The organism is Vibrio sabulosilitoris, from assembly GCF_055391395.1.
Map to the genome: position 1 here is coordinate 123,460 of NZ_AP029599.1, position 12,532 is coordinate 135,991.

The 12,532-nt window shown below is 51.8% G+C and carries 13 protein-coding genes; 6 read left to right on the forward strand and 7 right to left on the reverse strand.

What is annotated here, in order from left to right; translation table 11 throughout:
* Positions 1-91: 91 nt before the first annotated feature.
* From ACZ5R2_RS00755 to kefG, 5 genes are all read right to left on the reverse strand, one after another.
* Positions 92-1,036 carry an isoaspartyl peptidase/L-asparaginase family protein gene (locus tag ACZ5R2_RS00755; protein WP_464902396.1) on the reverse strand — a complete coding sequence of 315 codons (945 nt, stop codon included), beginning with the start codon at positions 1,034-1,036 and terminating at the stop codon, positions 92-94.
* 133 nt (positions 1,037-1,169) lie between these two features.
* Positions 1,170-1,733, reverse strand: a complete 564-nt coding sequence (gene slyD / locus ACZ5R2_RS00760; RefSeq protein WP_464900368.1) for a peptidylprolyl isomerase — start codon at positions 1,731-1,733, stop codon at positions 1,170-1,172.
* Between the two features lie 90 nt (positions 1,734-1,823).
* On the reverse strand, positions 1,824-2,018 hold the full coding sequence (locus ACZ5R2_RS00765; protein ID WP_464900369.1) for a YheV family putative zinc ribbon protein: 195 nt from the start codon (positions 2,016-2,018) through the stop codon (positions 1,824-1,826).
* A 4-nt stretch (positions 2,019-2,022) separates the two neighbouring features.
* Positions 2,023-3,825 (reverse strand): glutathione-regulated potassium-efflux system protein KefB, encoded by a 1,803-nt coding sequence (gene kefB / locus ACZ5R2_RS00770; protein WP_464900370.1) that lies wholly within the window; start codon positions 3,823-3,825, stop codon positions 2,023-2,025.
* Positions 3,825-4,430 carry a glutathione-regulated potassium-efflux system ancillary protein KefG gene (gene kefG / locus ACZ5R2_RS00775; protein ID WP_464900371.1) on the reverse strand — a complete coding sequence of 202 codons (606 nt, stop codon included), beginning with the start codon at positions 4,428-4,430 and terminating at the stop codon, positions 3,825-3,827. Before kefG ends, kefB begins: the two co-directional genes overlap by 1 nt.
* Before the next feature lie 129 nt (positions 4,431-4,559).
* Here kefG and ACZ5R2_RS00780 point away from each other — a divergent pair, with 129 nt between their 5' ends.
* The 6 genes from ACZ5R2_RS00780 (at position 4,560) to crp (ending at position 10,114) form a co-directional block, all read left to right on the forward strand.
* The gene (locus ACZ5R2_RS00780) at positions 4,560-6,482 is read left to right on the forward strand and encodes an ABC transporter ATP-binding protein (RefSeq protein WP_464900372.1); all 1,923 of its coding nucleotides are present in this window, start codon (positions 4,560-4,562) and stop codon (positions 6,480-6,482) included.
* Positions 6,479-6,955, forward strand: a complete 477-nt coding sequence (locus ACZ5R2_RS00785) for a TIGR02444 family protein (RefSeq protein WP_464900373.1) — start codon at positions 6,479-6,481, stop codon at positions 6,953-6,955. Before ACZ5R2_RS00780 ends, ACZ5R2_RS00785 begins: the two co-directional genes overlap by 4 nt.
* 69 nt (positions 6,956-7,024) lie before the next feature.
* Positions 7,025-8,002 (forward strand): hydrolase, encoded by a 978-nt coding sequence (locus ACZ5R2_RS00790; protein ID WP_464902397.1) that lies wholly within the window; start codon positions 7,025-7,027, stop codon positions 8,000-8,002.
* A gap of 84 nt (positions 8,003-8,086) precedes the next feature.
* Positions 8,087-8,296 (forward strand): YheU family protein, encoded by a 210-nt coding sequence (locus tag ACZ5R2_RS00795; RefSeq protein ID WP_464900374.1) that lies wholly within the window; start codon positions 8,087-8,089, stop codon positions 8,294-8,296.
* A gap of 79 nt (positions 8,297-8,375) precedes the next feature.
* On the forward strand, positions 8,376-9,245 hold the full coding sequence (locus ACZ5R2_RS00800) for a phosphoribulokinase (RefSeq protein ID WP_438460544.1): 870 nt from the start codon (positions 8,376-8,378) through the stop codon (positions 9,243-9,245).
* A gap of 236 nt (positions 9,246-9,481) precedes the next feature.
* Entirely contained in the window at positions 9,482-10,114 is a 633-nt protein-coding gene (crp, locus tag ACZ5R2_RS00805) for a cAMP-activated global transcriptional regulator CRP (protein ID WP_004410522.1), read from the forward strand.
* An 84-nt stretch (positions 10,115-10,198) separates the two neighbouring features.
* Here the strand turns inward: crp and ACZ5R2_RS00810 are convergent, their stop codons facing one another.
* Entirely contained in the window at positions 10,199-11,002 is an 804-nt protein-coding gene (locus ACZ5R2_RS00810; protein WP_464900375.1) for a 2-oxoadipate dioxygenase/decarboxylase family protein, read from the reverse strand.
* 48 nt (positions 11,003-11,050) lie between these two features.
* Entirely contained in the window at positions 11,051-12,520 is a 1,470-nt protein-coding gene (astD, locus tag ACZ5R2_RS00815; protein ID WP_464900376.1) for a succinylglutamate-semialdehyde dehydrogenase, read from the reverse strand.
* Positions 12,521-12,532: the final 12 nt, after the last annotated feature.

Consider the following 12,532-nt stretch of genomic DNA (forward strand, 5'->3'; position numbering starts at 1 on the left):
AATGGATTCTAGCACCGAATCGATCACTATGCAGTCATTTTTTAATCATATAAATGTAATCACCATTTAAGTCGCTGAATTTGTATGATGATTAATCTTGATCTGCGTAGATCTTAATCTCGCGCTCGCCGTCGGACGTGATCGCCCCGCGATACATGCCTAAACTGTTCATCACAAAGTAGGGCTTTCCCTCTGGATCCATCGCGATCAAACCGCCTTCTCCGCCGCGACGTTTAAGTGGCCCATGAATGATCTGCTGTGCCGCCTGCCCCGCATTTTCACCAAGATAACGAATCCTAGCGGCGACGTCACTGGCAACACTCTCTTGCAGAAAGTGCTCTCCCATACCAGTTGTCGACACGGCGACTACCCCATTCTCTGCCCAAGTGCCGGCGCCTATCACCGCCGAGTCACCAACTCGACCATACTGTTTGTTGGTGATCCCACCGGTGCTGGTTGCCGCAGCAAGGTTGCCCTCTTCGTCCAATGCAACCGCTCCAACCGTGCCGTACTTGTTGTCGTCGGGGTAACTCGACTCAGAGAGCGCAAACAGACCCTTTTGTTTCATGCTTTGCAGCTGGTCGTAGCGGCGGTCGGTGTAAAAATAGTCCTGCTCGGTATAGGTAAAACCGCGCTCAAAGGCGAATGCCTCCGCGCCCTCGCCGACCAAAAACACATGTTGGCTGTCTTGCATGACACTTTTAGCAAGCTCGATGGGGTTACGAATATGGCGCACACCGGCAATTGCCCCAGCCTGCTTGCCCCGGCCGCTCATGATAGAGGCATCCATCTCAACCATCTCACGATGTGTCAATACTGAGCCATGCCCAGCATTAAAGTGCGGGCAGTCCTCGAGCACCTTGACCGCACAGGCCACCGCATCAATCGCACAGCCCCCATCCAGCAGGATTTGATACCCCGCAAGCAGCGCTTTATCCAGGGCGGCCTCTATCTCAGTCTGCAGTGCACGACTCATTTGATGGCGTAAGATGGTTCCAGCACCGCCGTGGATGGCAATTGAGATTGGCATAATCACTCCAGAGAGATAAATGACGGGCCAACAGCATAGCGAGTTCATCACATTGAGGCAAACAAGGCCTGAGGTATAAAAAAAGCGCAAACCATCTGGTTTGCGCTTTTTATCAACTAGTCAGTATGACTGGAGGGGATTAGTGTGCGCTGCAGCACTCGTCACCGTTACCACAGTCGCCTTTACCACCACAGCATTCGTGGTCGTCTTCATGGCCGTGGCCACCACAACAGCCGCCCTCTTTGTGGATATGACCGTGTGCGATCTCTTCTTCAGTTGCGGCGCGCGTTGCCACAACTTCAACATCAAACGTCAGTGTTTGACCTGCTAGCATGTGGTTACCGTCAACCACTACCTCGTCACCGTCTACCTCAGTCACTTCCACTGGGATTGGGCCTTGGTCAGTATCCGCTAGGAAACGCATACCTACTTCAATTTGGTCCACACCCTGGAATACGTTTGCTGGCACTCGTTGTACTAGCGCATCGTTGTGCTCACCGTAAGCTTCTTCAGGAGCAACCGTTGCAGAGAACTTCTCACCTACCGCTTTGCCTTCAAGCTGCTTCTCAAGACCTACGATTAGGTTGTTGTGACCGTGTAGGTAATCAAGTGGTGCATCGACGGTTGATTGATCGACAACAACACCATCTTCAGTAATTACTTGATAAGCCAGGCTTACTACTACGTTCTTTTCAATATTCATAACGGCTCCAGGGCGGTTAGGCTGAGCAAAATGCTCAGACATAAAAAATCAGATTCCCCGCTATTATGGGGATCAAATTAGGAAACTCAATCAATCTGGTTTAAAAATCGCGATCATTTGTTGCTCAGATTGGAGAGATTGCTCTAACGATTTTGGGCTTCGCTGTGCCTTGTGCTGGCACTCAACACACTCTACCCACTCAATATTATTCTCGATCCACCAACGCAAGCTGTCTACATTTTGACACTCAGGACAACTTGCTCCGGCAATAAATCTTTTTTTCATACCTTTACTCACTCTTCCAATAGTGGCGCGAGTGCTTGTCATCATCCATCTCGCGACCGAAGATCTCTTCCAGCTCCTTACGCGCCTCTTTCGCCCTTTGTGCCAGTTGCTGCTCATCACTGTGCCCCGGCAAAAGCTCTTTAAGCATCGCGTGATCGAGCTTGCGAAAGTGCGCCTCAGCACGCTTGGCCTGATAAGGGTGCATACCTAGCTCTACCAGCGTCTGGCGACCAAGATCCAACGCGCTGTGGAAGGTCTCTCGCGAGTATGCGGTTACCCCGGCATTGAGCAACTGATAGGCCTCTACACGGCTGCGCGCCCGGGCCAACACCTTGAGGTTAGGAAACTGCTGCTTACATAGCTCCACCACCGCCAAAATCTCATCCGGCGAGTCGGTACAGACAATGATCGCCTCTGCCGTTTCTGCGCCCGCTGCGCGCAGCAGATCAAGCTGGGTGGCATCACCATAAAACACCTTGTAACCAAACTGGCGCAGCAATTGAATTTGGCTGGCTTCACTCTCTAATACGGTCACTTTGATCTTATTGGCGTACATTAGGCGCCCAACCACCTGACCAAAACGACCAAAGCCTGCGATGATCACCCTCGGCTGCTTGTTGATCACCCCCGGCTTTTCAGGTTCCTCATCTAGGCGATTGAGCCTGCGCGCGTACCAGTAGCTCTGTGCCATTAATGCTAGTGGCGTGGTGACCATAGATAAACTCACCACCAGCAGCAGAAACGCCACCAGTTGGCTCTCAAGCAAGCCCTGACTGCCAGCGGCAGCAAAAATCACAAATGCAAACTCGCCACCTTGGCTCAAGATCACCGCCATCTTACTGCGCGCCTTGGAGCTCACTCTGGCAAAACGAGCAAGCAAATAGAGGATTGCGGCTTTAAATACCACCAGTAAAGTGACACACAATAAAATCTCGAGCGGCACTTCTAACAGTAAGCCAAGATTAACCGCCATCCCCACTGCAATAAAAAACAGCCCAAGTAGTAGGCCTTTGAATGGCGCAATCGCGATCTCTAGCTCGTGGCGGTATTCACTTTCCGCCAATAATACACCCGCAAGAAAGGTGCCCAACGCCATCGAGAGTCCCATCTGCTGCATCACCAGCGCGATACCGATCACCACCAGCAGCGCCGCGACGGTAAACAACTCTTTGACCCCGCTGTGGACCACATAACGAAACAGAGGACGGAGCAAAAAGTGCCCCGCCACTACCATAGCGATCACCCCAAGCAACACCCACAGCGCGTCTAGCCAATTGCCAGAGGTATTACCCGCTAATATGGGCAACAGAGCCAGCATAGGGATCACCGCGATATCTTGAAACAGCAAGACTGCAAATCCAGATTGCCCCGCCTCTTTGGCCGTAAGCTCCTGCTCTTCAATGATCTTTAACGCAATTGCGGTCGACGACAGGGTGAGCCCCATCCCCACCGCTAGGCTCGCTTGCCAGCTGAGACCGGCCAGAAAACACAGCGCGGCTAAAACAATACTGGTCACCGCTACCTGGGCGCCGCCCAAGCCAATAATTGGGCCTCGCATCTGCCACAGCTTTTTCGGATTAAGCTCCAAGCCAATCAAAAACAGCAGCAAGACCACGCCAAATTCAGAGAAGTGAAGAATCGAATCTACGTCGGTGATCAGCCCCAACCCCCATGGACCAATCATGATCCCAGCAAGCAGGTAACCCAATACTGAGCCAAGACCTAGCCTTTGGGCCAATGGCACCATCACGACCGCTGCCGATAGAAACACTACACTACTGGTGAGAAAGCTCGACTCAGCCACCATTAACTCTCTCCCCGCTGTGCACGATAACTCAATAACCACCGGCGATAAGCCTGACCGTGCGCATGGCGCTGCGCATCAGTGACGTTATGCGCCCAATACAGCACCAATGGCTCAATCCACTCCATCAAACACAGAGACGCGACCAGCTCAAAGGGCTGAAGGATCTGCTCCATTGGGTATTTGTTATAACCTTGGGTACCAAACGCCTCTTGTTTGCCGCCCGTGGTGATCACGTTGCGCCAGATCTTACCCGCTAGGGCGCAGTCACCGCCAAAAGCAAACCCCTTACCCAACACGCGATCAAGCCACTCCTTCATTAGCGCAGGACATGAATACATATAGAGTGGATGCTGGAACACGATCACGTCATGCTCGATAAGCAGTTGATGCTCGGCTTTGACATCAATAAAAAAATCAGGGTAGACGGCGTAGAGGTCGTGAATGGTGACGTGGTCTAGATCGGATATCGCCTCGATGGCGGCTTGGTTGGCAATAGATTGCTCGGATTCTGGGTGTGCATAGATCACCAGCACGCGCTGATGAGCGCTGCCTGTGTGGGGATCGGGGTTGGAGGGTAAGCGAGTCTGTTTGTCCTGCTGGGTCATTCCTTGAGCCCTACTTCTTTTTCCTTAATCGCTCTCATCATACCCGAAATTAAGATAGAATCGACTTTTGTGCTCGCCAAGTGCGTCAGCAAGCGACCTTTAGATTGCCAGATTAAGAACGAAGACATCATGATCACCTTTACCGATATCCAACTCCTTCGCGGTGGAAAGCCGCTTCTTGACCAAGCATCAGCCACTATCCATCCAGGGGATAAAGTGGGTTTAGTCGGTAAAAATGGCTGCGGCAAGTCAACCCTGTTTGCCCTGATGAAAGATGAGCTGTCGATCGATGCCGGTAACTTCCAACAGCCCAAGCACTGGGAGCTCGCCTGGGTGGCGCAAGAAACCCCAGCGCTTGATCGCAGCGCGATCGAATACGTGATCGACGGCGATCGTGAGTTTCGCCAGCTAGAAGAGCGCCTGGTTGAAGCCGAGCAGGCCGATAACGGCACATTGGTGGCGGATCTGCATGGTCAGATTGAGACCATTGGTGGCTACACGATTCGAGCGCGAGCGGCTGAGCTGCTTGATGGCCTTGGTTTTAGCCAAGATCAAATGCTGTGGAACCTAACGCAGTTTTCCGGGGGGTGGCGCATGCGCCTTAACCTTGCTCAGGCTCTACTGTGTCGCTCTGATCTGTTGCTGCTCGATGAGCCAACCAACCACTTGGACCTTGATGCCGTGATGTGGCTTGAGCGCTGGCTGCAAAGCTATCCTGGCACACTGGTACTTATCTCACACGACCGTGATTTCCTCGATCCGATTGTCAATCGCATCATTCATATTGAGAACCAGAACCTGAACGAGTACACGGGTAACTACTCATCGTTTGAAGATCAACGCGCGCAGAAACTGGTGCTGCAACAGGCCATGTTCCAGAAGCAACAAAAGCAGATGGCGCACATGCAGAGCTACATCGACCGCTTCCGCTATAAGGCCTCCAAAGCACGCCAAGCGCAGAGCCGAATTAAGGCGTTGGAGAAGATGGAAAAAGTCCTTCCGGCGCAGTTTGATAACCCATTTAGCTTCGAGTTTCGCGAGCCTGCGGCGCTGCCCAACCCAATCATGATGATGGATGATGTCGCAGCTGGCTATGACAACAATCTGATCCTAGAGAAGATCCGCCTTAACCTCGTCCCTGGCAGCCGTATTGGTCTTTTGGGTCGTAATGGCGCCGGTAAGTCAACCTTGATCAAGCTGCTCTCAGGCGAGCTTAACGCGCAAGGTGGTGAGCTCACCTACTCGCAAGGTGTGAAGATCGGCTACTTTGCCCAGCACCAGCTTGAGACCCTGCACCCGCAAGAGACGCCGCTGCAACATATGATGCAGATCGCGCCGGATCAAACCGAGCAGCAACTGCGTGACTATCTTGGTAGCTTTGGCTTTCAAGGCGACAAAGCACTAGAGCCAGTAGCCCCCTTCTCCGGAGGTGAAAAAGCCCGCCTTGTGTTGGCGCTGATCGTGTGGCAAAAGCCCAACTTACTGCTGCTCGATGAGCCGACCAACCACCTTGACTTGGATATGCGCCAGGCATTGACGCTCGCGCTGCAAACCTTCGAGGGGGCGATGGTGATCGTCAGCCACGACCGCTACTTACTGCGTGCGACCACCGATGATCTTTACCTGGTGCATGACAAGCAAGTGGCGCCATTTAACGGCGACCTGACCGATTACTACAAATGGTTGACGGAACAACAAAAAATAGAGCGTAAAGAGGCTCAGGCAGAGCAACCGGTAAAGGACAACAGCCAAAGTGCCGCCGCGAAAAAAGAGCAAAAGCGTCGTGAAGCTGAGTTTCGTAAACAAACCGCACCTCTTCGCAAAACTCTGACAAAGCTTGAGCAGAAAATGGATAAGTTAGGCGAAACCGTCTCATTGGCCGAGCAACAGTTGTTGGACAATAGCCTGTATGAGGCAGAAAACAAATCGAAGCTAAATAAAGTGCTTGCCGAGCAAGCTAGCGCCAAGTCTGCACTTGAAGAGGTGGAACTCGAATGGATGGACTTGCAAGAGCAGCTCGAGCAGATGGAACAGGAATTCAACGCAGCATGAGTCAACCGCAGGCACACCCCCTTCTCACCCTAGAGCAGTTGTGGCAATTTAGCCTCGACTACTATGGCGACCGAGAAGTCAAAGATGCCTGCCTTACCCTGCAAAACCACCATCAAGGTAACGTTAACCTGCTCATCGCCCTCAAGTGGCTCGATGAGCAGCAACTCACCCTTCAATCGCCTGATTGGCAGGCCCTTGAGCACAGCCTTGCGCGTACTGAGAGCCTGCTACACAGCTATCGTGGGTTACGTCGCAAGCTTAAGACCGCAACTAACGATACACTGTACCGAGAAGCACTACAGTTCGAATTACAATTAGAAAGACAACAGCAAGCCGACCTGGTCGACTGCATCAATCACCTGCCACTATCACAGGGCAGCGCAGAGAGCCTTACACTGACGTACTGTAAGCATCTTGGTGCAGAGCACCTACAGGCGGCCTTTGCTAAGCCAGTGGACGCGTTGTCAGGCTAACCATTGCGTTAAAAACTGTTTTAACCAATGCGTCAGCCAGTCAACCCAAGCAACAAGGACAGCTGCAATATGCCACAATTCATTGCCGCGACAGGGTTGAAAAACCCACACGCCCAAACTTTACTGCCACGGATGATCCGCAAAAAGGCGCTGTTTGAACCGTTCTGGCAGACGCTGGCTACCCCAGACGGCGACTTTCTCGACCTCGCCTGGAGTGAGCAATCTGATACCGAGACCGCGAAAAACAAGCCTATTTTCGTCCTCTTTCACGGACTCGAGGGGTGTTTTTACAGTCCCTATGCCAATGGCTTGATGAAAGCCTTTGCCGACGATGGCTGGCTGTCGGTGATGATGCATTTTCGCGGCTGCAGCGGCAAACCAAATCTGCAAGCCAGAGCGTATCACTCAGGTGAGACCGAAGATGCACGCTTGTTTCTAGAGACAGTCCGTCAGCAGTTTCCCACTAACCAACTGGTCGCGGTCGGGATCTCGCTTGGCGGTAACATGCTGGCCAATTATCTGGCGAAATATCAAGACCAATCCTTAATTGACGCCGCGACCATTGTCTCGGCCCCTCTTGACCTTGCTGCCTGCTCTAATCGTATCGAGCAAGGCTTTTCTCGTGTCTATCGCAACTACCTGCTCGGCTCACTCAAGCGTAACGCCCTGCACAAGCACCACTTAATCAAGGGCGAGTTAAAAGTCACTTACCAAAGCATCAAGCGAGTCACACGCCTGCAAGACTTTGATGACTTGATCACCGCCCCTCTGCATGGGTTCAAAGATGCCGAAGATTATTATCAGCAATGCTCTGGCATCAATCATCTCAAGGCGATCACCACCCCAACCTTGATCATCCACGCCAAAGACGATCCGTTTATGACCGATGATGTGATCCCGAAATTTATTCTGCCTAGCAACATCGATTATCGTCTGTTTGAGCACGGCGGTCATGTCGGGTTTCTCAGCGGCAGCTTGCTAAAACCGACATTTTGGTTGGAAGAGGCGCTGCCAGCCTATTACGAATGTCTAGCAAAAACGGCATAATAGCGGCCACTGTGCCCAAGTATTCTCTCATCACACAAAGGGAAGCTTGGGCGACATTAATGATCAGCAACAAGAGAGGTCGTCATGATCGTTCCGTGGCAAGAGATAGAGACAGAGACCCTAGATAACCTAGTGCGTGAGTTTGTGTTACGTGAGGGCACCGATTACGGTGCGCAGGAGATAAGCTTAGAGCACAAGGTCGAGCAGGTAAAAGATCAGCTGCGTAACGGCCAGGCGGTGATCGTGTTCTCAGAGCTACACAACACCGTCGATATCCAAGTTCGAAAATTCTAACCCCGCTTCTCGCCATTTAACCATGGGTACGCTAAGGTTAGTTTCTCAAAAGATATAACTACTTAAGACAGGGAATGTCATGTCAGCTAAGCATCCGATTATCGCGGTGACCGGCTCCTCGGGTGCCGGGACGACCACCACATCAGAAGCCTTTCGCAAGATGTTCAATATGATGGACGTTAAGCCTGCATGGGTCGAGGGCGACAGCTTTCACCGCTTCACCCGCCCAGAGATGGATGTCGAAATTCGCAAAGCGCGCGAACAAGGCAAGCACATCAGCTACTTTGGCCCACAAGCCAACGACTTTCCTGCTTTGGAGCAGTTTTTTCGGCGCTATGGTGAAGAGGGACAAGGTGAGGTTCGGCGCTACCTGCACACCTTTGATGAGGCGGTGCCTTACAACCAGATGCCCGGCACATTTACCCCCTGGCAGCAGCTTGCCGATGACACCGATGTGTTGTTCTACGAGGGACTGCACGGTGGTGTGGTTGATGGTGAGGTCAACGTCTCCAAACACGTCGACTTTCTGATTGGTATGGTGCCGATCGTCAACCTAGAGTGGATCCAGAAATTTGTCCGTGACACCCGCGATCGTGGTCACTCGCGAGAGGCGGTGACGGACTCTATCGTTCGTTCAATGGATGATTACCTTAACTACATCACGCCGCAATTTTCGCGAACCCACATTAATTTCCAACGCGTGCCTACGGTCGACACCTCAAACCCACTCAACGCTAAGGGCATCCCTAGCCTAGATGAGAGTTTTGTCGTCATTCGTCTGCGTGGATTCAAGAATGTCGACTTCCCTTATCTGCTGGCGATGATTGATGGCTCATTTATGTCGCGCCACAACACCCTTGTAGTGCCAGGAGGTAAGATGAGTTTTGCGATGGAGTTGATCGTGCGTCCTATCCTGCAGCAACTGATCGAAACTGGGAAAATAGGATAACTGTGCTCAATCACCATACTGACTTCTCAGTACGTGATCAGGTGCACAAAATATGGGTGAATTTCGGTCAACTTACCCCATCAAAATCAAGAAATCGTCACCGAAAAACGGTACTATCTCGTATGAATTACAAGATAGCTTGCAGCATGTGTCGTGAACACATATGCTACTATCCTAGTCAAGGCTTAGCGCAATATGGATAGCAGCAAGCATACCCTGCAGAGGAAGATATATTTATGGTTCTAGGTAAACCTCAAACCGACCCAACGTTAGAATGGTTCTTGTCACACTGTCATATTCATAAGTACCCATCTAAGAGCACGCTGATTCACGCTGGTGAAAAAGCAGAAACTTTATACTACATCGTAAAAGGCTCTGTAGCAGTACTTATCAAAGATGAAGAAGGTAAGGAGATGATCCTTTCTTACCTTAACCAAGGTGATTTCATTGGTGAACTTGGTCTCTTCGAAGAAGACCAAGAGCGTACTGCTTGGGTACGTGCTAAATCACCATGTGAAGTTGCGGAGATCTCATTCAAGAAATTCCGCCAGCTGATTCAAGTCAACCCAGATATCCTAATGCGCCTTTCTGCGCAGATGGCAAGCCGCCTTCAGGTGACTAGCCAAAAAGTAGGTGACTTGGCATTCCTTGACGTCACTGGCCGCATTGCACAGACGCTACTTAACCTAGCGAAACAACCTGATGCAATGACTCACCCAGACGGCATGCAGATCAAGATCACTCGTCAAGAGATTGGTCAGATTGTTGGCTGTTCTCGTGAGACGGTAGGTCGTATCCTGAAGATGTTAGAGGAGCAGAACCTGATTTCTGCCCACGGTAAAACTATTGTAGTTTACGGCACGCGCTAAGCAAACCGCTGTAAAACATCCAACACCAAGCCTCCTCGGCTTGGTGTTTTTTATGCCCTTGCCAATCCCCCAGCAGGGGCATAGTTATCGATCAGTACTCTCAAATATCTTATCTGCCGATGCGGCAACAAAGCCGGAATAAAGCCCGCCACTCAAGGTTGGGTAACGCTTAGCAAACTCGTAAAACCCTCCGGGTATCTCAAACTGTCCCTCATCAAACGCCACCATGACTTTATCAGCCATGGTTGACGACTGCTCGAGCAACACATCCGGTGAGCCTTTGACCTCACCACCGGCTTGATTGATGATGAACCCAGCGTCGATTAGGTGCTGATTAACCTCACTCACCTCTCCAAAGCGCTTGAGCTGGTTAACATTGACCGTAAAGTGATTGGCGCCATAGCCGTGTGCGGCCAACCAAGCCGCATATTCACTCTCCTGAGCTAACTGCTGATAATCACGGTAACTGAGTGACCATAAGCGCCCCGCATAAAGGAACTCTGCACCGTTTAGTTTATCCACTTCGATCTGCGCGATTAACTTGGCCACAATCGCTTGCAGCGACTCGGAGCACTCTTGCACCTTGAGTTCACTGATAAACACCTTAGGCAGAGTTGGGTCTGAGTGCTCATAATGTTTAGCAACCAGCTTCTTGGCGTTAAATAGATAGTCACCGCCAGGCTCATAACCCAGAGCCAAAAACGGCCTAGCCAGCGTCTCAAGACCAACCGGGTCAAGATCAAACGTTCTCAGTGCTATATGGTCGTTAATAAGTGGTGCGTCTTCTTCAAGTAACTGATGAATACGCGCCGCTGAGGGGCAAAGGCGAGCCGTGTAGTCGCGCCATAGCCACTCAAACAGTGCGGTAACACAATTTTCAGGATGCATATAACCTCCTATCACTGGCATCAAATAACAAAACGCCGCGCCAAGTACCTAGTCTAAATCATCGAGATAAATACCAGGGCTAAGCGTTGCAGGCAGCACTGGCGCATCCCCTTCCATCGAGGCCATCGGGTAAGCGCAGTAATCCGCGGCATAATAGGCACTCGGGCGTAAGTTACCCGATGCGCCAGGACCGCCAAACGGCGCGTCGCCACTGGCACCAGTTAGGGGGCGGTTACGATTCACGATCCCAGCACGGATATGGTCAATAAAGTAATCCCACTCACCATCATCGGTTGAAATCAATCCCGCCGATAAGCCATAGCGAGTCTGATTAGCGATCGCCACAGCGCGCTCTAAATTATCGTAACGGATCACCTGTAGCAGTGGCCCAAAGTACTCCTCATCGGGCAGCGCACCTATCGCTGTCACATCGATAATACCCGGAGAGACAAATGCATAGCCCAAGGACTTAGCCTGCAGCAGTGACTGCCCTCCCATCGATATCAGTTTATCTTGCTGCTCAAGGATTCGCTCGGCGGCTTGCGAGGAAATTTGTGGCCCCAAAAACGGAGCCGATTCATCGAACGGTGACCCGATAGTCAGCTTGCTTGTCGCCTTAACAACCACCTTGAGCAGCTCATCGCCGCGATCACCATACGGCACAATCAATCGTCGCGCGCAGGTGCACCTCTGCCCTGCACTCAAAAAAGCCGACTGCAGTATCGTGTACACGCTCGATGTTCGATCACCAAACTGACTTGAGACCACCAGCGGATTATTCCCACCCATCTCAAGTGCCAACATTTTCTCCGGCTGACCTGCAAACTGGCGATGCAACAAGTGCCCAGTATCCGCACTGCCAGTAAACAGCACGCCATCAATCCCTTGTGCTTGCGCGAGAGCAACCCCAACGTCTTTCCCCCCTTGAACTAGATTAATCACCCCATCGGGTAATCCTGCCTGCTGCCACAGCTGCATCACGACCTCAGCGCTTTTCGGCGTCAGTTCAGAGGGTTTAAACACCACAGTGTTACCCGCTAAAAGCGCGGGGACGATATGCCCATTCGGTAGGTGTGCAGGGAAGTTATAAGGGCCAAATACTGCCATGACCCCATGCGGACGGTGACGAAGCACAACTTGACTGCCATTGGCTTCTCGTTGATGTTGCCCAGTCCGCGCTTGGTAGGCCTGAATAGAAATGGCCACCTTACCCACCATGGCGGCGACCTCTGTGCGCGTCTCCCACAATGGTTTACCCGTTTCCTCAGCGATCACACTGGCGATGCGCTCACTGTCAGCGCGAACCCGATCCGCAAAGCGCGTCAAGATGGCTTCACGCTCAGGCAGGGTGGTCTTTTTCCACGTAAAAAATGCTTCTCGTGCCGCCATCACTGCTAAGTCGACCTGCTCGGCTGAGGCGCTGTGGCCACGCCAAATAACCTCATCACTGTACGGCGCAGTAGAGACCAGTTCATCGCCATCCCCACTTACCCACGAACCTGCAATCCAATGTGTCATCAGCGACTCCTT

What these genes read in the sequence shown, in the direction of transcription:
- slyD (WP_464900368.1), bottom strand. Translation starts at nt 1,733, where the DNA reads ATGAATATTGAAAAGAACGTAGTAGTAAGCCTGGCTTATCAAGTAATT.
- ACZ5R2_RS00765 (WP_464900369.1), bottom strand. Translation starts at nt 2,018, where the DNA reads ATGAAAAAAAGATTTATTGCCGGAGCAAGTTGTCCTGAGTGTCAAAAT.
- kefB (WP_464900370.1), bottom strand. Translation starts at nt 3,825, where the DNA reads ATGGTGGCTGAGTCGAGCTTTCTCACCAGTAGTGTAGTGTTTCTATCG.
- kefG (WP_464900371.1), bottom strand. Translation starts at nt 4,430, where the DNA reads ATGACCCAGCAGGACAAACAGACTCGCTTACCCTCCAACCCCGATCCC.
- ACZ5R2_RS00780 (WP_464900372.1), top strand. Translation starts at nt 4,560, where the DNA reads ATGATCACCTTTACCGATATCCAACTCCTTCGCGGTGGAAAGCCGCTT.
- ACZ5R2_RS00785 (WP_464900373.1), top strand. Translation starts at nt 6,479, where the DNA reads ATGAGTCAACCGCAGGCACACCCCCTTCTCACCCTAGAGCAGTTGTGG.
- ACZ5R2_RS00790 (WP_464902397.1), top strand. Translation starts at nt 7,025, where the DNA reads ATGCCACAATTCATTGCCGCGACAGGGTTGAAAAACCCACACGCCCAA.
- ACZ5R2_RS00795 (WP_464900374.1), top strand. Translation starts at nt 8,087, where the DNA reads ATGATCGTTCCGTGGCAAGAGATAGAGACAGAGACCCTAGATAACCTA.
- ACZ5R2_RS00800 (WP_438460544.1), top strand. Translation starts at nt 8,376, where the DNA reads ATGTCAGCTAAGCATCCGATTATCGCGGTGACCGGCTCCTCGGGTGCC.
- crp (WP_004410522.1), top strand. Translation starts at nt 9,482, where the DNA reads ATGGTTCTAGGTAAACCTCAAACCGACCCAACGTTAGAATGGTTCTTG.
- ACZ5R2_RS00810 (WP_464900375.1), bottom strand. Translation starts at nt 11,002, where the DNA reads ATGCATCCTGAAAATTGTGTTACCGCACTGTTTGAGTGGCTATGGCGC.
- astD (WP_464900376.1), bottom strand. Translation starts at nt 12,520, where the DNA reads ATGACACATTGGATTGCAGGTTCGTGGGTAAGTGGGGATGGCGATGAA.